The sequence below is a fragment of the Enterobacter cloacae complex sp. IR5441 genome (genome assembly GCF_049238215.1).
Classification (GTDB): domain Bacteria; phylum Pseudomonadota; class Gammaproteobacteria; order Enterobacterales; family Enterobacteriaceae; genus Enterobacter; species Enterobacter hormaechei_C.
In genome coordinates this window covers 25,235-47,059 of record NZ_JBMKIA010000014.1, presented here as the reverse complement: position 1 = coordinate 47,059, position 21,825 = coordinate 25,235, and the positions used below count along the sequence as shown (strand labels likewise).

Genomic DNA, 21,825 nt, shown 5'->3' with positions numbered 1-21,825 from the left:
AAGGCTATCTAATCCATGACTTTACGTTGTTTTACACCCCCTGACGCATGTTTGCAGCCTGAATCGTAGACTGTCTCTCGTTGAATCGCGACACGAAAGATTTTGGGAGCAAGTGATGCGCAAAGTTACCGCTGCCGTCATGGCCTCAACGCTGGCCTTCAGTGCGTTTAGCCAGGCTGCTGTAGCTATCATCAGCGATAACGGTTCCTCAGCAGAGGGCGCAACGCAGCACAGCAGCCAAAGCCATATGTTTGACGGCATAAGTTTAACCGAACATCAGCGTCAACAGATGCGAGATCTGATGCAGAGGGCAAGACACGACCAGCCCCCTGTTAATGTTAGCGAAATGGAGACAATGCATCGCCTTGTCACCGCAGAAAATTTTGACGAAAGCGCTGTACGCGCTCAGGCCGAAAAAATGGCGCAGGAACAGGTTGCCCGTCAGGTAGAGATGGCGAAGGTTCGCAACCAGATGTTCCACCTGCTAACGCCCGAGCAGCAAGCGGTTTTGAATACCAAACATCAGCAACGTATGAACCAGTTGCGTGAGGTTGCACGGATGCAGCGAAGCTCAGATATGACGCTTTTCAGTAGCAATAGCAGTACCCGTAGTAACCAGTAAACCCTGTTTTCCTTGCCATAGACACCATCCCTGTCTTCCCCCACATGATGTGGGGGTTTTTTTGCCCATTGTTCAGGTTTGTTAACGCTTTATTCATCCTTTCACTCCACCACCATCCGTTATACTAGCGCCATGGCATGACAGGAGTGTTTATGAATCAATCCTATGGACGGCTGGTAAGCCGGGCCGCAATAGCCGCGACGGTGATGGCGTCGTGTTTGCTGATCATTAAAATTTTCGCGTGGTGGTACACCGGGTCGGTCAGTATTCTGGCGGCACTGGTGGATTCACTGGTGGATATTGCCGCCTCGCTGACCAACCTGCTGGTGGTGCGCTACTCGCTGCAACCGGCGGATGAAGAGCATACGTTTGGCCACGGCAAAGCGGAATCGCTGGCCGCGCTGGCACAAAGCATGTTTATTTCGGGCTCTGCGCTTTTCCTGTTTTTGACCGGTATTCAGCATCTTATTTCGCCTTCTCCGATGAACGATCCGGGCGTTGGCGTGGTCGTAACGGTAGTTGCACTTATAAGCACACTTGTTCTTGTAACGTTCCAGCGCTGGGTTGTACGCAAAACACAAAGCCAGGCTGTACGGGCCGATATGCTTCATTATCAGTCTGATGTTATGATGAATGGGGCTATTCTTATTGCGCTTGGTCTGGCCTGGTATGGCTGGCATCGGGCCGATGCGTTGTTTGCGTTAGGGATAGGGATCTATATTTTATACAGCGCCTTGCGGATGGGGTATGAAGCGGTACAGTCGCTTCTTGACCGTGCGCTTCCGGATGCAGAACGTGATGAAATTTATGCCATCGTGACCAACTGGCCTGGCGTCAGTGGTGCTCACGATCTTCGTACGCGGCAGTCAGGGCCGACCCGCTTTATTCAGATTCATTTGGAAATGGAAGACAACCTGCCACTGGTTCAGGCGCATATGGTCGCTGAACAGGTGGAGCAGGCGATTTTGCAGCGTTTCCCTGGGTCAGACGTCATTATTCATCAGGATCCGTGCTCTGTCGTACCCAGGGCGTTTTGAGCTTTCGTAATTCGTTGTAAAAAAGTGAGCCAGAGCAGCATTTTGTGGATAAATTACCACCATATGGCCTGACCTGAATCAATTCAGCTGGAAGGGATTGATATACTATTTGCAGTATTCGACGGTTGAACAGTTTCTTCCGGCAGCAGATTTCAATTTTGCATTCCTAAGTTCAGAGGTAGTCATGATTAAGAAAATCGGTGTGTTGACAAGCGGCGGTGATGCGCCGGGCATGAACGCGGCAATCCGTGGGGTTGTCCGTGCAGCGCTGACGGAAGGTCTGGAAGTTTTTGGTATCTATGACGGTTACCTGGGTCTGTATGAAGACCGCATGGTTCAGCTCGACCGCTACAGCGTGTCTGACATGATCAACCGTGGCGGTACTTTCCTCGGTTCTGCACGCTTCCCGGAATTCCGTGACGAACACATCCGTGAAGTGGCTATCGAAAACATGAAAAAACGGGGTCTGGATGCGCTGGTGGTTATCGGCGGCGACGGCTCCTACATGGGTGCAAAACGTCTGACTGAAATGGGCTTCCCGTGCATCGGCCTGCCTGGCACCATCGACAATGACATCAAAGGCACCGACTACACCATCGGTTACTTCACCGCGCTGGGTACCGTTGTGGAAGCGATTGACCGCCTGCGTGACACCTCTTCCTCTCACCAGCGTATTTCTATTGTTGAAGTGATGGGCCGTTACTGCGGTGACCTGACTCTGGCGGCGGCAATTGCCGGTGGCTGTGAGTTCGTGGTGGTGCCGGAAGTGGAATTTAGCCGTGAAGATCTGGTCGCTGAAATCAAAGCCGGTATCGCGAAAGGTAAGAAACACGCCATCGTTGCTATCACCGAGCACATCTGTGACGTTGACGAGCTGGCGAAGTACATCGAAACCGAAACCAAACGCGAAACCCGCGCGACCGTTCTGGGTCACATTCAGCGTGGTGGTTCCCCAGGCCCGTACGACCGTATCCTGGCGTCCCGCATGGGCGCGTACGCGATCGAGCTACTGCTTCAGGGACACGGCGGCCGCTGCGTCGGTATCCAGAACGAGAAACTGGTTCACCATGACATCATCGACGCCATTGAAAACATGAAGCGTCCGTTCAAGGGTGACTGGCTGGACTGCGCGAAAAAACTGTACTGATCGGCGTCTGTATTGCGCCGGGTGGCGGCTTCGCCTTACCCGGCCTACAAAAGCACGGTTCGTAGGCCCGGTAAGCGAAGCGCCACCGGGCTTTTTTATGCGCCCACCCTTTCTTTTATTCCTCCACGTTATAGCCAATCTTTTTTTATTCTTTAATCATCGGTTAGCTTTCTGGCACGCTGCATTCATCAAAACACTACACAAGAGAGCTGGGCGATGAATAAATGGGGCGTGGGGTTAACATTATTGCTGGCATCAACCAGCGTTCTGGCAAAGGACATTCAGTTACTGAACGTGTCGTACGATCCGACGCGTGAACTGTACGACCAGTACAACAAAGCTTTCGCGGCGCACTGGAAACAGGAAACCGGCGATAACGTGGTGGTTCGCCAGTCTCACGGCGGTTCCGGTAAGCAGGCGACATCGGTGATCAACGGTATTGAAGCCGACGTGGTGACCCTGGCGCTGGCCTACGATGTTGACGCTATCGCCGAGCGTGGCCGTATCGACAAAAACTGGATCAAACGCCTGCCGGATAACTCCGCGCCATACACCTCGACCATTGTCTTCCTGGTGCGTAAAGGCAACCCGAAACAGATTAAGGACTGGAACGACCTGATTAAGCCAGGCGTGTCTGTCATTACCCCGAACCCAAAAAGCTCCGGCGGCGCACGCTGGAACTATCTGGCAGCCTGGGGCTACGCGCTGCACCAAAACAACGGCGATCAGGCCAAAGCACAGGACTTCGTCAAAGCACTGTTTAAAAACGTCGAAGTGCTGGACTCCGGCGCGCGCGGTGCAACCAACACCTTCGTCGAACGCGGCATTGGCGACGTGCTGATCGCCTGGGAAAACGAAGCCCTGCTGGCGACCAACGAGCTGGGTAAAGACAAGTTCGAGATCGTCACCCCGAGCGAATCGATCCTGGCTGAGCCGACCGTCTCCGTCGTCGATAAGGTTGTTGATAAGAAGGGCACCAAAGCGGTGGCGGAAGCCTACCTGAAGTACCTCTACTCACCTGAAGGGCAGGAAATTGCGGCGAAAAACTTCTACCGCCCACGCGATGAGGCCGTCGCGAAGAAATACGAAAACGCCTTCCCGAAACTGAAGCTGTTCACTATTGATGAGGTTTTTGGCGGCTGGACCAAAGCGCAGAAAGAGCACTTCTCTAACGGCGGCACCTTCGACCAGATCAGCAAGCGCTAAGCGTTTTACAAAGAACGACACGGTAACCCGGTGTGAGAAATCCGCCGGGTTTTTTATTTGGTCATCATTTTGCGTTACTCTTTTGCCTCTATTGAAAACAGGGAACGCGTTGTGAAAAAAATTATCTTACTGATTCTGATCGTTATCGCCCTTGCCGCAGGCGGCGTGTACTGGATGAAAGCGGGTAATCCGAATGCGTTGCGTCATATCGTTCTCGACCAGTGTGTGCCCAACCAGCTGCATAACCGTAACCCGGCACCGTGTGCGCAGGTGAAGCCAGATGCGGGCTACGTGGTGTTCAAGGACCGCAACGGGCCGCTGCAATACCTGCTGATGCCCACGTACCGTATCAACGGCACCGAAAGCCCGCTGCTGACTGAGCCGCAGACACCGAATTTCTTCTGGCTGGCATGGCAGTCTCGCCATTTTATGAGTATGAAACGGGGGGCCGACGTGCCTGACAGCGCCGTTTCGCTGACCATCAACTCCCCGACCGGGCGCACGCAAAACCATTTTCATATCCACATCTCCTGTCTGCGCCCAGACGTGCGCGAGAAGCTGAACGCGTCGCAGGGGCAAATCAGCACCCAGTGGTTACCGCTTCCGGGCGGGCTGGAAGGGCATGAATACCTTGCCCGTCGGGTGACGGAGAACGAACTGGTGCAGCGCAGCCCGTTTATGATGCTGGCGGAAGAGCTGCCGGAAGCCCGCGATCATATGGGACGCTTCGCGCTGGCGATGGCACAGCAGTCGGACGGCTCGTTTGTATTGCTGGCGACAGAGCGTAACCTGCTTACCTTTAACCGCGCGTCGGCTGAGGAATTGCAGGATCATCAATGCGATATCCTGAAGTGACCCCACCATAAATAGCGTTTACTCGCCCTGCCTGTCGCCGTAGACTTGCTGAAAAATTCTACAGGAGACAGGTATGTCGCTCTGGTTAACGCATCCTCTGCTGCTTCCCTCGCTGATCGTCGGCGTCACCATCGTGCTGTGGGCGACGTCGCTGTTGCCGGAATTTATCACCGCGCTGCTGTTTTTCACGGCGGCGATGACCGCCAGAATCGCCCCGCCGGAAGTGATCTTCGGCGGCTTCGCCTCGTCTGCCTTCTGGCTGGTGTTCAGCGGCTTTGTGCTGGGCGTGGCGATTCGGAAAACCGGCCTGGCGGACAGGGCCGCCCGGGCGCTGTCGGCAAAGCTTACCGACTCCTGGGTGCTGATGGTGGCGAGCGTTGTGCTGCTGAGCTATGCCCTGGCATTCGTGATGCCGTCGAACATGGGACGTATTGCGCTGCTGATGCCGATTGTCGCCGCGATGGCGAAGCGGGCCGGCATTCCTGATGGCTCGCGGGCCTGGTTTGGCCTGGCGCTGGCGGTCGGGTTTGGCACCTTCCAGCTCTCGGCCACTATTTTGCCCGCCAACGTGCCCAACCTGGTGATGAGCGGCGCGGCGGAAGGCTCATACGGTATCCACCTCAACTATGTCCCGTATCTGCTGCTGCACACCCCGGTGCTGGGTATTCTCAAAGGCCTGATTCTGATTGGCCTGATCTGCTGGCTGTTCCCCGGCAACCCGAAACCGGCGAAGGATCTCACGCCATCGGAACCGATGGGGCGTGACGAAAAACGACTCGCCTGGCTGCTGGCGGTGGTGTTGACGATGTGGGTGACGGAGAGCTGGCACGGCGTTGGGCCAGCGTGGACGGGGCTGGCGGCCTCGGTCATCGTTATGCTGCCGCGCATCGGTTTTATCACCGGGGAAGAGTTCTCGGCGGGGGTGAATATGCGCACCTGTATTTACGTCGCGGGTATACTCGGGCTGGCCATTACGGTGACGCAGACCGGTATCGGTGCGGCCGTAGGCGAGGCGTTGCTCCATATCATGCCGCTGGATGCAGACCGCCCGTTTACCAGCTTCCTGGCGCTGACGGGGATCACCACGGCGCTCAACTTCATTATGACCGCCAACGGCGTTCCTGCGCTGTACACCACGCTGGCGCAGAGCTTCTCGGACGCGACCGGCTTCCCGCTGCTGTCGGTGATCATGATTCAGGTGCTGGGGTATTCCACGCCGCTGCTGCCATATCAGGCGTCGCCGATTGTGGTGGCGATGGGCTTAGGGAAAGTGCCTGCGAAGGCGGGGATGCTGCTTTGTCTGGCGCTGGCGATTGCGACGTATCTGGTGCTGCTGCCGCTGGATTATTTGTGGTTTAGCGTGTTAGGTCGTTTGTAGGGCGGGTTAGCGAAGCGCCACCCGCCACAAAGGCAATTACGCCTGCTTAGCCGCTTCTGCCGCTTTAACGATCACCGCGAAAGCGTCTGCTTTCAGGGATGCGCCGCCAACCAGTGCGCCATCGATGTCTGGCTGGGTGAACAGCTCAGCTGCGTTTGATGCGTTAACGGAACCGCCGTACTGGATGATGACCTGCTCAGCCACTTTCGCGTCTGCTTTTGCAATGTGGTCACGGATGAACTTGTGCACCGCCTGTGCCTGCGCTGGAGTTGCAGATTTGCCGGTACCGATCGCCCAGACTGGCTCGTAAGCGATAACCGCGCCTTCGAACGCTGCCGCGCCCTGGGTTTTCAGCACAGCGTCGATCTGACGTGCGCACACTTCTTCGGTTTTGCCTGCTTCGTTTTCTGCTTCGGTTTCACCGATGCACAGAACCGGGATCAGACCCTGCTCTTTCAGCACAGCGAATTTCTTCGCGATGAACTCATCGGATTCTTTGTGATAGGTGCGACGCTCGGAGTGGCCGATGATGATGTATTTCGCGCCGATATCTTTCAGCATTTCAGCGGAGGTTTCACCGGTGAACGCGCCAGACAGGTTAACGTCAACGTTCTGCGCGCCCAGAATGATGTGGCTGCCGTCAGCGGCACGTTTAGCCAGATCCAGGTACATATCCGGCGGAGCGATAGCAACCGCGCAGCCGGTCACGCCAGCCAGCTCTTTACGCAGGTTAGCAACCAGTTCGTTTACCATGTGGCGGCTGCCGTTCAGTTTCCAGTTACCCATCACTAAAGGATGTCGCATTTCAATTCTCCACGCTCAATAAGCGAATTAAGGAATATGGCCGCCCTGTCGGGCAGCATGGTCTGTGAATCAGTATAGAGATTTTCCCTCGAAAGGCTTTGCTTTTTGTCATTAATTCGCCCCCTCGAGTGCGTCTGATAGGGCCAGCTTAATCGGTTCAACCGCGAAGGTCAGCCCCTTTTCGCCGTTATCTGCGACGACATAGCGAACGGCACCTTCCGTATCGGCGTAATAGCGTTTGTTTTTCCCGGCGGTAAGCAGTTTTTGCAGCTTTTGCTGGCTTTGTGCTTTCGTGAAGGTGGGGGTAAAGGCGCGCAGAATAGCGCTCATGTACTCCAGCGCTTTCGCTTTCGCCGCTTTCTGCTCTGGCCCCTGAATCGGCAGCCAGGTGATCTGCATACTTTTGATTTTTAACGTTCCGCGCTCAAGGGCGGTAGAGGCATACAGATTCTCGTTAATTTTGCTGGCCGCGCGGGTCAGGGTCGGCGTATCGCGGGCGCTGTCAATCGCACGGAACTCTCCCAGCGGAAGTGAGGGGTTTTCTTTGTTGAAGGCTTCGCGGAACTGGCTGATAGATTGATCGAAAGAGGGGGCGCCCGCCAGAAGATAGGGGGCGGTGACCGGGGAAGCCGTTTCCGCGGCATAGAGGGAAAAACTGGCGCTCAGCATCGCTAAACACAAATAAAGAGAGTGTGCCGAACTTTTCATCAACATTGCCCCTGGCCATCATTGCCCATGATTAAAACGATATCTTGTCGGCTTGTCAAAAGGTCACAACTCCAGGGTAAAATGCGGGCTAAACAATAATAAGGAACCTTACATGACCATACAGCAGTGGCTGTTTTCATTCAAAGGGCGTATTGGACGCCGTGACTTCTGGATCTGGATTGCAACGTGGGTTGTCGCCATGCTGCTACTGTTTTTTGTTGCCTACAACGCATGGCTGAGCACGCAAACGGCGGCATTTGCGCTGGTCTGTTTACTGTGGCCAACCGCCGCCGTAGTGGTGAAACGTCTGCACGATCGTGGCCGCTCCGGCGCATGGGCTTTCCTGATTATTCTGGCGTGGATGCTGGTGGCGGGGAACTGGTCAATGCTGCCCTCAATCCTCCCATGGGTGGTGGGCAGACTGCTGCCGACGGTTATCTTTGTAATGATGGTTGTCGAACTGGGCGCGTTTATCGGCACCCAGAGCGAGAACAAATATGGAAAAGATACCCTTGAGGTGAAGTACCGCTGATCACCAGTAGTGTTCGGCGGTCATGTGGCCCGGCCGGCGGCGAAGGTGCTTCGTCATCTGCCGGGTATCCTTCAGCAACTGCTGCGTATCGCGTACCATCTGCGGGTTACCGCACAGCATCACATGGCTGGTTTCGGTATTCATCGGTAAACCCACCGCTTCTTCCAGCGCGCCGCTTTCAATCAACGCCGGAACGCGACCGGTTAACGAGCCGGCTGCGGTTTCGCGGCTGACCACCGTCTGAATTTTTAACTTCCCGCCATAACGCTGTTCCAGCGCCTGCATCTGCGGCAAATAGCTCAGGTCTGCGGCGTAGCGCGCGGCGTGAACCAGCACGATATTTTTAAAGCGCTCCAGATCTTTGCCGTATTGCAGAATGGAAAGATACGGGCCAATGGCCGTGCCGGTCGCCAGCATCCAGAGCGTGTCACAGTCGGGGATTTCATCCAGCACGAAGAACCCCGCCGCGTCGGAGACAATCTGCACTTCATCGCCCGGTTTCAGCGCGGCGAGGCGTGGGCTGAGCTTACCGTCCGGGACGGTGACCAGATAGAACTCAAGGTCCGGGTTATCAGGCGCATTAACGTAAGAGTAGGCGCGCTGTACGCGTTCACCGTCAATATCCAACCCGAGCTTGGCAAACTGCCCGGCAGTAAACGGATGAACGGGAGCGTGCAGCGTGAGGCTAAATAGCGCATCGGTCCAGAACTGTACCTTTGTGACTTTACCTGTTACCCAGTCCGCCATGATCTTCTCCTGTGCTGTTTCTCTCTTCTATCTTCCGTACTTGCGGGAAACATTTCCAGCCCATTCGGGCCGGAAAGCTCTATCGATCAAACGGTTTTACAGAATGTGCGTCTGTACGTCCGGATCTTTACGATCGAGATAATGAATGGACTTAATGCGGCGAATAGTGCGGGATTTACCGCGGATCAGCAGGGTTTCAGTGGTGGCCATGTTGCCCTTGCGGGTGATGCCGTCCAGCAGATCGCCTTTGGTGATGCCGGTTGCGGAGAAGACCACGTTATCGCTGCGGGCCATCTCGTTCAGCGCGAGCACTTTATTGGCCTCGATGCCCATCGCCGCGCAGCGCGCCAGTTCGTCTGCACCAATGCGAAGGTTCTCGTCGCTGTCGCCTTTGACCTCATGGCGTGGCAGCAGACGCGCCTGCATATCGCCGTCCAGCGCGCGGATCACTGCCGCAGAGACCACACCCTCCGGCGCGCCGCCGATGCCGTAAAGCACGTCGACTTCGCTGTCCGGCATGCAGGTCAGAATAGAGGCGGCAACGTCGCCATCCGGAATAGCAAACACGCGTACGCCGAGCGCTTGCAGGTACGCGATGGTGGCGTCGTGGCGCGGTTTCGCCAGAATGGTCACGGTGAGTTCGCTGAGCGCTTTACCCAGCGCCGCGGCGATATTGCGCAGGTTGGCGTCCAGCGGCAGGCTAAGGTCGATAGCGCCTTTAGCGCCAGGACCGACGATCAGTTTTTCCATGTACATATCGGGCGCGTTGAGGAAGCAGCCCTTATCGCCCACCGCCAGTACCGCCAGCGCGTTGGCCTGGCCCATCGCCGTCATGCGCGTGCCTTCAATCGGGTCGACCGCGATATCCACCGCATCGCCTTTGCCCGTCCCGACTTTTTCACCTATATAGAGCATCGGCGCTTCGTCGATTTCGCCTTCGCCAATGACGATAGTGCCATCGATATTGACCTGATTAAGCACAATGCGCATGGCGTGGACGGCAGCGCCGTCTGCGGTATTTTTGTCGCCACGGCCCAGCCACTTGTAGCCTGCGAGGGCGGCAGCTTCGGTGACGCGGGAAAACTCGATAGCAAGTTCACGTTTCATGAGGTACTCGTACAATCAAAAGGAATTGCACGAAGTTTATCACAGAGTGGGGAGGGGCGAGGGGACCGGTGCGGTCGGAGCCCCTCACCCTAACCCTCTCCCAGGGGAGAGGGAATATAGGTTTACTCGTCGTGCTCTTCCCACGCCAGGGCACGTTTCACCGCTTTCTTCCAGCCGCTATAGCGGTAGTTGCGCTCGGTGGTTTCGATGCCAGGACGGAATTCGCGTTCGATAACCGCTTTTTCCTGAAGCTCGTCGAGGTTTTGCCAGAAGCCAACCGCCAGACCTGCCAGATACGCCGCGCCCAGCGCCGTCACTTCTCGCACCTCAGGACGTTCAACGCGGGTGCCCAGAATGTCGGACTGGAACTGCATCAGGAAGTTGTTGGCTACCGCACCGCCGTCCACGCGCAGGGCGTGCAGACGAATGCCGGAGTCAGCCTGCATCGCTTCCAGCACGTCGCGCGTCTGGTAGGCGATGGATTCCAGCGTCGCGCGAATGATGTGGTTTGAGTTCACGCCGCGCGTCAGGCCGAAAATCGCGCCGCGGGCATACGGATCCCAGTACGGTGCGCCCAGACCGGTGAACGCTGGCACCACGTACACGCCGTTGGTGTCTTTCACTTTGGTCGCGAAGTATTCGGAGTCAAACGCGTCGCTGATCAGCTTCATCTCGTCGCGCAGCCACTGAATGGAAGCACCCGCCATGAATACCGCGCCTTCCAGGGCATAGTTCACTTCGCCGCGCGGGCCGCAGGCGATGGTGGTCAGCAGACCGTTTTCTGATTTCACCGCTTTCTCGCCGGTGTTCATCAGCATAAAACAACCGGTGCCGTAAGTGTTCTTCGCCATCCCTTCCTTGACGCACAGCTGGCCGAACAGGGCCGCCTGCTGGTCACCGGCGATGCCGGCGATAGGAATACGCGTACCGCCTTTACCCCCAATGTTGGTCTGGCCGTATACTTCAGAAGACTTACGGACTTCTGGCAGCATCGCGCGCGGAATGTCCAGCGCGTCCAGCATCTTGTCATCCCACTCAAGGGTGTTGATGTTGAACAGCATGGTGCGCGAGGCGTTGGTGTAGTCGGTGACGTGAACGCGTCCCTGAGTCATCTTCCAGATAAGCCAGGTATCGACGGTGCCGAACAGTAGCTCGCCACGTCGTGCGCGCTCGCGTGAACCTTCCACGTGGTCGAGGATCCACTTCACTTTGGTGCCGGAGAAATAGGGGTCAACCACCAGGCCGGTGGCGCTGCGCACGTACTCTTCCATTCCTTCGCGCTTCAGCTGTTCGCAGATCTCTGACGTACGACGGCACTGCCAGACAATGGCGTTGTAGATGGGCTTACCGGTTTCGCGCTCCCAGACCACAGTCGTTTCACGCTGGTTGGTGATACCGATAGCGGCAATCTGGTCAGAACTGATGTCGGCTTTCGCCAGCACTTCCACCAGCGTGGAGCTTTGCGACGCCCAGATCTCCATCGGGTCGTGTTCTACCCAGCCTGGACGCGGATAAATTTGCTCAAATTCGCGTTGAGACACGCTGACAATGTTCGCGTCATGATCCATTACGACAGCGCGGGAGCTGGTGGTGCCCTGGTCGAGCGCAACGATATATTTTTTTTCGGTCATGGTATGTGTCCCGTAGTCAGATTACAGCGAAGCTTTTTGTTGTGTGGTGGAAGCCGTCTCTTTCTCCTCTTCCACACAGGTGTCGCACGGTAAGTGGCGACCAATTAATTTGCGATAGCCGAATGCGCCCAGCGCCGCCCCTACGATTGGCCCGAACAGCGGAACCAGGAAGTAAGGAATGTCTTTGCCGCCCGTGAAGGCGACATCGCCCCATCCCGCAAAGAAGGCGAAGGTTTTTGGACCCAGGTCACGCGCCGGATTCATCGCAAAGCCGGTCAGCGGACCCATGGATGCGCCAATTACCGCAATCAGAAGGCCAATCAAAAGTGGCGCCAGCGGGCCGCGCGGAATGCCGTTTCCATCGTCGCCCAGCGCCATGATGACGCCCATCAGAATAGCGGTAATCACCATCTCAACCGCGAACGCCTGCACAAAATTGATATGCGGATTCGGATACGTTGAGAAAATGCCTGCCAGATCCAGACTTTCGACACTGCCACGCACCATATGATGCGTCTGTTCGAAGTCGATGAAAAGATTGTAATAAAGCCCGTAAACTAACGCCGCTGCGCAAAAGGCGCCGGCAAATTGCGAAATGATAAAAGGAACAACTTTGCGTCCGTCAAAACACGCGAATAGCCACAACGCGATGGTCACCGCCGGGTTAAGATGTGCACCGGAAACCCCTGCGGTCAGGTAGATGGCCATCGCCACGCCCAGACCCCAGATAATACTGATTTCCCACTGACCAAAACTGGCACCCGCCACTTTCAGTGCTGCGACACAGCCTACTCCGAAGAATATCAACAACCCGGTACCCAGGAACTCGGCAATACACTGGCCTTTTAAGGTTGATGTCTGACTCATAATCGGAATCCTGCAAAAGAGTAATGTTTATTGTTTGCGTGACCGCCCGTGACAGTCACGATGCCCTGTAGACATAGTGTTAATTTATCGTTAACGAGCACAAACGAGAAATATCGAAATCTAAATGTGTGGTCTGCGTCAATAAAATGAGCGTTTTCGCGCCATAAAGCGCGTTTTTGCATCAGATAATGATTATGGGCTGAATCATTTCTTTAACTTATGGGTTAACAACTTAGGGGTATATGCGGCGAACGCACCAGGACGAGGCCGAAAAGTGTTGCAAACCGCGATCTGCGTGGCATGCCGCTGGACAGGGGCGACGGCGCTCCATACAATCGGAACATATGTTGTGCGCGTTTACGTTAAAGCGTCGCCTTGCAATTCAGGAGAGGTAGGATCATGTCTTTAGAAGTGTTTGAGAAACTGGAATCGAAAGTACAGCAGGCGATTGACACCATCACGCTGCTGCAAATGGAAATTGAAGAGCTGAAAGAAAAGAACAACTCCCTGTCACAGGAAGTTCAGAATGCTCAGCACAGCCGTGAAGAACTGGAGCGCGAAAACAACCAGCTTCGCGAACAGCAGAACGGCTGGCAGGAACGCTTGCAGGCGCTGCTGGGACGTATGGAAGAAGTTTGATTTCCTTAGGGAATGCATTGAACAGGCCGGGTAAGGCGAAGCCGCCACCCGGCTTTTTTATGGTTTTCGCTAACCGACATCAAACCATAAAAAAGGCCGCCCTGGGCGGCCTTAACGCTACTTGTCCTGCGCTGTCGTAGCAAAAGCAACAAACCCAACAGGTTCATCGCTCTTTACAACGAGTACGCTGGCGACAATGAACGCGATACATAAATAGCGTTTCATTATGCGGTCCCTGCTGCTTACCGCTCCACCGTTCACCACCGGTGATAAGTCGGTGGACACAAGCCCGGTTAAAGGTTGCTTTACGGTTATGAATACACCTTTCCCTGGACCGATGCCCATTTGCGAGATGGCGGAAAGGGACACAGCATCATAATGAGCAACAGCTGCGGAGTTAAGGTTTCCACACATAATTAGGAATTTATAAAGTGTCGACAGGGGTTACCTGAGGAATGAACCAGGGTAAGATAAAAATCCTGGTTAAAGGTTGCAATATCACCCAACGGACCGCGAATCCCGAGGGACAAAAAAAACCGCCACATTGCTGTTGGCGGTTTTTTTATGCATCTCGCTTACCGATTAACTACTCAATATCCAGCGCATCCTCAGAAAGGATAATGCCGGTATTGTCAGCATAAAGGTGGTCGCCCGAGAAGAAGGTCACGCCGCCGAAATTGACGCGCACGTCGCTTTCGCCGATGCCGTCGCCCGCTGCGCCTACCGGTATGGCCGCGATGGCCTGAATCCCGATATCCAGGTCTTCGAGATCGTCCACCTGACGCACGGAACCGTACACCACAATGCCTTCCCACTCGTTCTGGACGGCAATTCCCGCCAGTTCAGCATCAATCAATGCACGGCGCACGGAACCGCCACCATCCACCAGCAGGACGCGACCACGACCGTTCTCTTCGAGCAGATCGTACAGCAACCCGTTGTCCTCGAAACATTTCACCGTGATGATTTGTCCGCCAAACGACGACCGTCCACCAAAGTTGGAGAACAGGGGTTCAACGACGTTGACATCTTCCTGGTAGATGTCACAAAGCTCGGAGGTATCGTATTTCATAGGTTTAACGCTCTGTTGCTGCGAATGTGTTCAGTATATCGTGCGAAATGCGTTGTTGGCAAAATCATCAATTGTTAATTGATATTTGTCAGCTAACTCAGCGTCTGGCTTAAGACAATCCCGATGACGAACAGCAGGTTAGTCAACAGCGCGCCTTTTACCGTACGTTCCAGCATCGGTGGCATGGCGGCCGGGCTGAGTTCACGCATAACGTAGCGGGCCTGCTTAATCAGCAGCGGTGCGGCGAGCACAAACAGCCAGCCCCAGAGGCTGTGCAGCGAAATCAGATTGAACAGCGCCAGGCAGACCAGCGCGCCGATGAGCAGGCAGGCGTGATAGCGGCGTGCATTCACCGGACCCAGACGCACGGCCAGCGTGTTTTTACCGTTCTCGCGGTCGCTATCGATGTCGCGCAGATTATTGATATTCAGCACCGCCGTCGCCAGCAGACCACAGGCGGTCGCCGGCAGGAACAGGGCAGGGATCACCGTGTGCGCCTGTAAGTACCAGCTTCCCATCACGCTCAGCCAGCCGAAGAACACCAGCACGGAGATGTCGCCCAGACCAATATACCCGTAAGGACGCGTCCCGACGGTATAGGTAATGGCTGCAATAATGGCGAGCAAGCCCAGCACCAGGAAGCCAATGAAATCACTGGTGGTTTTCGAGGCGACCGTCACCAGCGCCAGCCCGGACAGGCAAATCAACACCACGGTGATAATCAGCGCCCGTTTCATCTGTGCCTGGGTAATCACCCCTTTTTGCATCCCGCGCAGCGGCCCGATGCGGTCAGGCTTGTCGCTGCCTTTTACCGCATCGCCGTAATCATTGGCGAGATTAGAGAGGATTTGCAGCAGCCCGGCGGTGACAAGCGCCAGACCTGCTACCAGCGGATCGAAATGACCCTGCCACCAGGCAAGCGTGGTACCGACGATAATGGCGGCAAAAGCCAGAGGAAGCGTTTTAGGGCGCAGACTTTCGAGCCACGCCTGTGTACGGCTGATATCAGTCATAGTTATTTAGCCAATAAAAATGGGGGCCATAGCCCCCATCAACAGTGATGAAAATGCATTGAACGCGATTATAGAATAAAACGGCTCAGATCTTCATCTGCCACTAACGCATCCAGGTGTTTGCCCACATAGTCTGCGTCAATGGTAATGCTTTGACCGTTAAGGTCGCTCGCATCATAAGAGATGTCTTCCATCAGGCGTTCCAGCACGGTGTGCAGACGACGCGCACCGATGTTCTCGGTGGTTTCGTTGACCTGCCACGCGGCCTGGGCGATGCGCTTGATACCGTCATCGGTAAATTCAATGTTCACGCCTTCGGTCGCCATCAGCGCTTTATACTGTACGGTCACAGAAGCGTTTGGCTCAGTCAGGATACGTTCGAAATCTTCGGTGGTCAGCGCCTGCAACTCGACGCGGATTGGCAGACGTCCCTGAAGTTCCGGGATCAGGTCAGACGGGCTGGCAATCTGGAACGCACCGGAGGCGATAAACAGAATGTGGTCAGTTTTAACCATGCCGTGCTTGGTGGAGACGGTGCAACCTTCCACCAGCGGCAGCAGGTCGCGCTGAACGCCTTCGCGTGAGACATCCGGGCCGGACGCGTTGCCGCGCTTACAGATCTTGTCGATTTCGTCGATAAACACGATACCGTGCTGCTCAACCGCGTCGATAGCATCCTGTTTCAGCTCTTCCGGGTTAACCAGCTTCGCGGCTTCTTCTTCAATCAGCAGCTTCATCGCGTCTTTGATTTTCAGCTTACGCGCTTTCTGCTTCTGCCCGCCCAGGTTCTGGAACATGGACTGCAACTGGCTGGTCATCTCTTCCATGCCCGGAGGCGCCATAATTTCCACGCCCATTGGCGCGGCAGCGAGATCGATCTCAATCTCTTTGTCGTCCAGCTCGCCTTCGCGCAGTTTTTTGCGGAATGCCTGACGCGCAGCAGAAGGTTCAGGCTGCTGTTCAGCCTGTCCCCAGTTGTTTTTTGCCGGTGGGATCAGCACGTCGAGAATACGCTCTTCGGCCATCTCTTCGGCGCGATAGCGGTTTTTCTCAATTGCCTGGACGCGCACCATCTTAATCGCCGAGTCGGTCAGGTCACGGATGATGGAGTCCACTTCTTTACCCACATAGCCCACTTCGGTGAACTTGGTGGCTTCAACTTTGATGAACGGCGCGTTAGCCAGTTTGGCCAGACGACGGGCGATTTCGGTTTTACCCACACCGGTCGGGCCGATCATCAGAATATTTTTTGGCGTCACTTCGTGGCGAAGCTCTTCGTCGAGCTGCATGCGACGCCAGCGGTTACGCAGTGCGATAGCCACGGAGCGCTTGGCGTCGTCCTGGCCGATAATGTGTTTGTTCAGTTCGCTGACAATTTCGCGTGGGGTCATTTCAGACATGGGCGATCCTTACGCTTTAGACGGTAATTCTTCGATGGTGTGATTGTGGTTGGTATAGATGCAGATATCACCTGCAATATCCAACGCTTTCACCGCGATATCGCGCGCGTTCATGTCGGTATTTTCCAACAGCGCACGGGCTGCGGCCTGGGCGTACGGGCCGCCAGAGCCGATGGCAATCAGGTCGTTTTCAGGCTGAACCACGTCGCCGTTACCGGTGATGATCAGCGAGGCGTTTTCGTCAGCCACGGCCAGCAGCGCTTCGAGCTTGCGCAGCATGCGGTCGGTACGCCAGTCTTTTGCCAGCTCAACGGCGGCTTTCACCAGATGACCCTGATGCATTTCCAGTTTGCGTTCAAACAGTTCAAACAGCGTGAAGGCATCAGCCGTGCCGCCTGCGAAACCGGCGATCACTTTGTCGTTATAAAGACGACGTACTTTCTTCACGTTGCCTTTCATGACGGTATTACCCAGCGTGGCCTGGCCATCACCGGCAATTACCACCTGGCCGTTACGGCGTACACTTACTATTGTTGTCACGAGCAGACCCCCTGGTTACAGATTCGGGAAACAGAAGCCCTGAGCCTGTGCTCAGGGCTGAATTAAATGATAGATGGGGGGGATTTTGGGGGTTTCAACCCCCGGAGGCGAGTCGAATGCAGTTTGTGTGGCCAGCCACTTTCAAACGGGAAATGGTGCCGTCTGCGTTTTCTTTGCCTTTGACCGGTCCAATCACTACGCGATTCCAGCCGTTGTTGGTGGTAATGCGAGAGTCAAATCCTTCAAATGCCAGCTGAGCACGCACCGTTTCTGCCTGTTCGGCGCCTTTAAACGAACCGCACTGAACCATCCAGCGGCGTTCATCTTTTTTCTCAGCCGTCTGCTTCGGTGCCTCGGTCTCTTTGGTGACCGGCGCAGCCTGCTGCGTTTTTGGCTGTTGCGCAGTGGTATGCGCAGGCGTCTGCAACAGATCCTGATACGGCTGTGCCGTTTGCTTCTGCGGCTGCGCCTTCGGTTGCTGCTGGACAGGCTGAGTTTGTACGGTACGCGTCTGCTGCTGCGGTTGTGTACGCGGCTGCTGTACCGGCTGCGTCTGCGTCCACTGCTGCTGTTGCGTTTGCTGCTGAGCCTGACGCTGGCGCTGCAACGTTTGCTGACGCTGCGCCGGGGTTTGTTCGTTCCACGGTACTTCGTTCAGCTGCGTAGGCTGCTGGCGCATGTCCGCCTGCATCTGAGCGAGCAATTGACGCTGTTCGTCCGTCAGCTGATCGGCATTCTTTACTTCACCCCCGGCAGAAGGCTCGGTAGGCGCACGTACGCCAGGCTGGCGGCTTTCCAGCTCTTTAATGTAGCGCCAGCGCTCTTCAGGCTTCGGCGGCAGGCCGTTGCCGACGACCTTGTTACCCTGAAGGGCTTCAGACTCTTCTTTTTTATGATGCGTAATGAAGTAGAGGCCGCCAATAAAGGCCACCAGCACAGCCGCAGCAATGGCGACCATAGCTGGGGAGACAGCAGACAGGCTGCGTTGCTTGCTTTTTGAACTACTCTTTTTGCGTCGCGAAGGTGCCGGCTGGCCGCGACGTACATAATCTCGTTGTGCCACTATCGTTTCGCTGTATTTATTCGTTCGTCAGCCCGCCATGTTACTTAAGCGACGGGGCTTTGACCAGATAAGGGTGTCGAAAGGTATTTACTTTAAGTTAATGCCTGGGTAGAGCCGCGCACAATCAGCTCACAATCCAGTAGTCGTGACCCACTGCTAACTGATTGACCGTGCAGCTGATCCAGCAAAAGCAGCATCGCTTCCCGGCCGATGTCATACCGCGGCTGTGCAACGGTCGAAAGCGGCGGATCGCAAAACTCCGAAAGTGAAATATTATCAAAACCGATTATCGACAGGTCCTGCGGCACGCGCAGGCCGTGACGTTTGGCGTAGGATAACGCCCCCAGCGCCATCACGTCGCTGTGGCAGAAGACCGCGGTGGGCGGTTCTGGCAAGGCCAGCAATTTTTCCAGCGCCTGCCCGCCCGCTTCAAAGGTGAAATCACCGCGCGCAATGTAGTGCGGATCGACGATAGCCCCGGTACGGCGCAGCGCCTGAACGTAGCCCTGCAAGCGGTAATGACACAGCGGCATCTCTTCTGGTCCGGCGATACAGCCGATACGCTTATGCCCCAGTTCCTGAAGATAGTTCACGGCGTTGAATGCGGCGGTGAGGTTATCGATATGAACGGTTGGCAGCTCCAGCTCCGGCGCGAATTCGTTCGCCATGACCATAGGCGGTAAATTGCGCTGTTCTTCAATGCTGGCATCAAACGGCAGGCGTGAGCCAAGCAGCAGCATGCCATCAATCTGCTTGGTGATGATCAGGTCGATGAACGTTTTTTCCTGCTGGTTCTGGTGAGCACAATCGCCAATCAGCACCAGATAGCCCTGGGCGGCGGCCGTGACCTCAATGCCGCGGATGATTTCGCTGAAGAAGGGATCGCAGATATCCGGCACGATCACCAGGATGGTACGGGATTCGTTGCGTTTAACGTTGCGCCCCATGGCTTGCGGGAAATAACCGACCTCAAGCGCCGCCTTTTCAACCCGGTTTCGGGTCGCCTGGGAGACTTTGTCAGGGTTCATCAATGCGCGGGACACGGTTGCTGTTGAGACTTGTGCTTTCTCGGCAACGTCTTTCATGGTCGCCGAGGCAACCTCTTTCCTGGACTTCAACGTCTTCTCCTCGCCTGAACACCGAACTGCGGACAGCACCATTTTTACAGATAGTTAATGGAATCGGTTACAGAATTTTCATAAAAAGTGTGAGGCGCATTAAATTTTTCGATCCGTCTTCAGCCTTCAATCGGATCGACGTCAAGAACCCACTTCACTTTTCGCGCTTCCGGTAGGGTATTGATCAGCGCCAGCGTGCCGCTGACGATCTGCTGTAAACGGATACGCGAGGGGTGCTGAAGTAACAGTTGCCAGCGGAAACGGCCGCCGCGTTTCGGGGCGAGCGCGGGTACCGGGCCTAAAATCCACAGCTGATTATCCACCAGCGGGCTGGCTTGCAGGAGGTTTCTCAGCTGTTGCAGGAACAGCGGAGCCTGCTGGTTATTATGATCTTCCGCACGGATGATAACGTGGCTGGTCCACGGGGGAAGCTGCATCGTCTGACGTTCGGCCAGCGCCTGGTCCGCGAAGGCGTCATAGCCTTTGTGCAGCAGAGTTTGCAGCAGCGGATGTTCAGGGTGGTGCGTTTGCAGCACCACCTCGCCCTGCTTACCCGCTCGACCAGCGCGACCGGCAACCTGGGTATAAAGCTGGGCGAAACGCTCGGCGGAGCGAAAATCCGCGGAGAACAGCGCGCCGTCGACGTCCAGCAGGGCGACCAGCGTCACGTCCGGGAAGTGGTGCCCTTTCGCCAGCATCTGAGTACCAATCAGGATGCGCGCGCCGCCGCGATGTACTTCCGCAAGCTGCTGTTCCAGCGCCCCTTTACGGCTGGTGGTATCCCTGTCGATACGAGAGATGGGCACGTCCGGGAAGAAGGGCGCGAGCGCCTGTTCAAGCTGTTCCGTTCCCAGACCGACCGGCACGATGTGCGTTGAGCCGCAGGACGGGCATTGACGGGGGACCGGACGCTGGCTGTCGCAGTGGTGGCAGCGTAAATGGCGCTGAGCCTGGTGGAAGGTGTAGTAGTGATCGCAGCGCGGGCACTCCGCGATCCAGCCGCAGTCGTGGCACAGCAGCGCAGGCGCGAAGCCGCGGCGGTTCAGGAACAGGATCACCTGGTTGCCCGCCTGCAAATGCTGGCGCATGCGGCTAATCAGCGCAGGCGCTAACCCGGCCTGCACCTGCTGGCCTTTCAAATCCAGCACATGCTGAATGGCCGGGCGGGCATTCCCCGCACGGCGCGTCAGGCGCAGCATGTGGTATTTACGCTGGCGAACGTTTTGCAGCGTTTCAAGCGCGGGGGTGGCGGACCCGAGAATAATGGGGATTTGCTCGCTGTGGGCGCGGTACACGGCTAAGTCGCGGGCGTGATAGCGCCAGCCTTCCTGCTGTTTATAGGAGCTGTCATGCTCTTCATCGATTACGATAACGCCGAGATTTTTAAAGGGCGTAAACAGCGATGAACGGGTGCCGATCACAATTGCTGCTTCGCCGTTTTTCGCTTTCAGCCAGGCGCTGAGGCGCTCGCTGTCGTTCAGGCCGGAGTGCAGGACCTCAACGGGCGCATTAAAGCGTTCACGAAAACGCGCGATGGTTTGCGGCGTCAGGCCGATTTCCGGCACCATCACCAGCGCCTGTTTGCCCTGCGCGAGCACGTTTTCCAGCACGCTCAGATACACTTCGGTTTTACCGGAGCCGGTGACGCCCGCCAGCAGCCAGGCGGAAAAATGGTCGGCGGCGCTGTGAATCGCGCCTACGGCGGTGGCCTGCTCGGTATTCAGACGCAGGCGATCGCCCGAGACGGAAAAGCCGTCGCGCCAGTCGTGAAGGGCAGGTGCTTCACTGGCCAGCTCGCTCAACCCTTTCTTCCTTAATGCCTGCAACGCGGTTTCGCTTACCTCAAGCTCGTCGACCTGATGGCGCCTGATTTTTCCCTGGCGCAGCGCGGCCAGCGCCTGCTGCTGTTTCTGCGAGCGCTTCAGGCTGTTAATGTCCACAGCCTGGCCCTGCTCGGTGGCAAACCAGTACCACATTGGCGCGTGGCTGGCGCTCTTGCCCTGGCGCAGCATAATGGGCAGGGCATGGAACAGCACGTCGCCAATCGGATGATGATAATAATCTGCCGCCCACAGCAGCAGCCGCCAGGTGCTGGTGGAGTAAACCGGCTCGCTGTCCAGCACCTCAACAACCGATTTCAGCTCGTTAAGCGGCAGTTCGCTGTGTTCGCTGACGGACACCACGATCCCCACGCGCTGCTGTTTGCCAAACGGCACGGTCACGCGACAGCCCGCTTTGGCGCTCATGCTGTCGGGCAGCAGGTAGTCAAAGGTGCGGGGAAGCGGAACGGGCAGGGCAACGTGAGCGACGGGCATCGAATCTTCCTGACTTGAAAAGTG

Annotated in this window: 21 protein-coding genes; 8 read left to right on the top strand and 13 right to left on the bottom strand. The window is 56.2% G+C overall.

Features of this window, described 5'->3' with window-relative positions; genetic code table 11:
- Positions 1–115 precede the first annotated feature (115 nt).
- The 6 genes from cpxP to ACOTX5_RS15905 all read left to right on the top strand — a co-directional run bounded on the left by cpxP (position 116) and on the right by ACOTX5_RS15905 (position 6,245).
- Positions 116–622: a cell-envelope stress modulator CpxP gene (gene cpxP, locus ACOTX5_RS15930; RefSeq protein WP_003862006.1), complete on the top strand. Its 507-nt coding sequence runs from the start codon at positions 116–118 to the stop codon at positions 620–622.
- A gap of 152 nt (positions 623–774) precedes the next feature.
- Positions 775–1,659 (top strand): CDF family cation-efflux transporter FieF, encoded by an 885-nt coding sequence (fieF, locus tag ACOTX5_RS15925; protein WP_017382698.1) that lies wholly within the window; start codon positions 775–777, stop codon positions 1,657–1,659.
- 184 nt (positions 1,660–1,843) lie between these two features.
- Entirely contained in the window at positions 1,844–2,806 is a 963-nt protein-coding gene (pfkA, locus tag ACOTX5_RS15920) for a 6-phosphofructokinase (RefSeq protein WP_003862009.1), read from the top strand.
- Positions 2,807–3,022: 216 nt separating this feature from the next.
- Complete coding sequence (locus tag ACOTX5_RS15915) at positions 3,023–4,012, top strand: sulfate ABC transporter substrate-binding protein (protein ID WP_045911399.1); 990 nt, start codon at positions 3,023–3,025, stop codon at positions 4,010–4,012.
- Positions 4,013–4,123: 111 nt separating this feature from the next.
- Complete coding sequence (locus tag ACOTX5_RS15910) at positions 4,124–4,867, top strand: CDP-diacylglycerol diphosphatase (RefSeq protein ID WP_003862014.1); 744 nt, start codon at positions 4,124–4,126, stop codon at positions 4,865–4,867.
- A gap of 73 nt (positions 4,868–4,940) precedes the next feature.
- A complete protein-coding gene (locus ACOTX5_RS15905; RefSeq protein ID WP_023304636.1) occupies positions 4,941–6,245 on the top strand; it encodes an SLC13 family permease in 1,305 nt (434 codons plus the stop codon).
- A 36-nt stretch (positions 6,246–6,281) separates the two neighbouring features.
- Here the strand turns inward: ACOTX5_RS15905 and tpiA are convergent, their stop codons facing one another.
- Positions 6,282–7,049, bottom strand: a complete 768-nt coding sequence (gene tpiA / locus ACOTX5_RS15900; RefSeq protein ID WP_003862019.1) for a triose-phosphate isomerase — start codon at positions 7,047–7,049, stop codon at positions 6,282–6,284.
- Positions 7,050–7,160: 111 nt separating this feature from the next.
- Positions 7,161–7,757 carry a DUF1454 family protein gene (locus ACOTX5_RS15895; RefSeq protein WP_017383094.1) on the bottom strand — a complete coding sequence of 199 codons (597 nt, stop codon included), beginning with the start codon at positions 7,755–7,757 and terminating at the stop codon, positions 7,161–7,163.
- A 112-nt stretch (positions 7,758–7,869) separates the two neighbouring features.
- Here ACOTX5_RS15895 and ACOTX5_RS15890 point away from each other — a divergent pair, with 112 nt between their 5' ends.
- Positions 7,870–8,289 carry a DUF805 domain-containing protein gene (locus tag ACOTX5_RS15890; protein ID WP_006808672.1) on the top strand — a complete coding sequence of 140 codons (420 nt, stop codon included), beginning with the start codon at positions 7,870–7,872 and terminating at the stop codon, positions 8,287–8,289.
- On the opposite strand, the gene fpr is transcribed toward ACOTX5_RS15890, so the two are convergent.
- The 4 genes from fpr to ACOTX5_RS15870 form a co-directional block, all read right to left on the bottom strand.
- A complete protein-coding gene (gene fpr / locus ACOTX5_RS15885) occupies positions 8,290–9,036 on the bottom strand; it encodes a ferredoxin--NADP(+) reductase (protein WP_003862024.1) in 747 nt (248 codons plus the stop codon).
- A gap of 96 nt (positions 9,037–9,132) precedes the next feature.
- The gene (gene glpX / locus ACOTX5_RS15880; RefSeq protein WP_015569942.1) at positions 9,133–10,143 is read right to left on the bottom strand and encodes a class II fructose-bisphosphatase; all 1,011 of its coding nucleotides are present in this window, start codon (positions 10,141–10,143) and stop codon (positions 9,133–9,135) included.
- Positions 10,144–10,265: 122 nt separating this feature from the next.
- A complete protein-coding gene (glpK, locus tag ACOTX5_RS15875) occupies positions 10,266–11,774 on the bottom strand; it encodes a glycerol kinase GlpK (RefSeq protein ID WP_006808669.1) in 1,509 nt (502 codons plus the stop codon).
- Between the two features lie 21 nt (positions 11,775–11,795).
- Entirely contained in the window at positions 11,796–12,641 is an 846-nt protein-coding gene (locus tag ACOTX5_RS15870; protein ID WP_015569943.1) for an MIP/aquaporin family protein, read from the bottom strand.
- Positions 12,642–13,040: 399 nt separating this feature from the next.
- Here ACOTX5_RS15870 and zapB point away from each other — a divergent pair, with 399 nt between their 5' ends.
- Complete coding sequence (gene zapB / locus ACOTX5_RS15865) at positions 13,041–13,280, top strand: septal ring assembly protein ZapB (RefSeq protein ID WP_003862031.1); 240 nt, start codon at positions 13,041–13,043, stop codon at positions 13,278–13,280.
- Positions 13,281–13,866: 586 nt separating this feature from the next.
- Here the strand turns inward: zapB and rraA are convergent.
- From rraA to priA, 7 genes are all read right to left on the bottom strand, one after another.
- Positions 13,867–14,352 carry a ribonuclease E activity regulator RraA gene (rraA, locus tag ACOTX5_RS15860; RefSeq protein ID WP_033487969.1) on the bottom strand — a complete coding sequence of 162 codons (486 nt, stop codon included), beginning with the start codon at positions 14,350–14,352 and terminating at the stop codon, positions 13,867–13,869.
- 92 nt (positions 14,353–14,444) lie between these two features.
- Positions 14,445–15,371, bottom strand: a complete 927-nt coding sequence (menA, locus tag ACOTX5_RS15855) for a 1,4-dihydroxy-2-naphthoate polyprenyltransferase (RefSeq protein ID WP_087924327.1) — start codon at positions 15,369–15,371, stop codon at positions 14,445–14,447.
- 62 nt (positions 15,372–15,433) lie between these two features.
- Entirely contained in the window at positions 15,434–16,765 is a 1,332-nt protein-coding gene (gene hslU, locus ACOTX5_RS15850) for an HslU--HslV peptidase ATPase subunit (RefSeq protein ID WP_015569947.1), read from the bottom strand.
- Between the two features lie 9 nt (positions 16,766–16,774).
- Positions 16,775–17,305: an ATP-dependent protease subunit HslV gene (gene hslV, locus ACOTX5_RS15845; protein ID WP_003862036.1), complete on the bottom strand. Its 531-nt coding sequence runs from the start codon at positions 17,303–17,305 to the stop codon at positions 16,775–16,777.
- A 94-nt stretch (positions 17,306–17,399) separates the two neighbouring features.
- Entirely contained in the window at positions 17,400–18,368 is a 969-nt protein-coding gene (gene ftsN / locus ACOTX5_RS15840; RefSeq protein WP_017383099.1) for a cell division protein FtsN, read from the bottom strand.
- 92 nt (positions 18,369–18,460) lie between these two features.
- A complete protein-coding gene (gene cytR / locus ACOTX5_RS15835) occupies positions 18,461–19,486 on the bottom strand; it encodes a DNA-binding transcriptional regulator CytR (protein WP_017383100.1) in 1,026 nt (341 codons plus the stop codon).
- Between the two features lie 119 nt (positions 19,487–19,605).
- A complete protein-coding gene (gene priA, locus ACOTX5_RS15830) occupies positions 19,606–21,801 on the bottom strand; it encodes a primosomal protein N' (RefSeq protein WP_045911401.1) in 2,196 nt (731 codons plus the stop codon).
- Positions 21,802–21,825 lie beyond the last annotated feature (24 nt).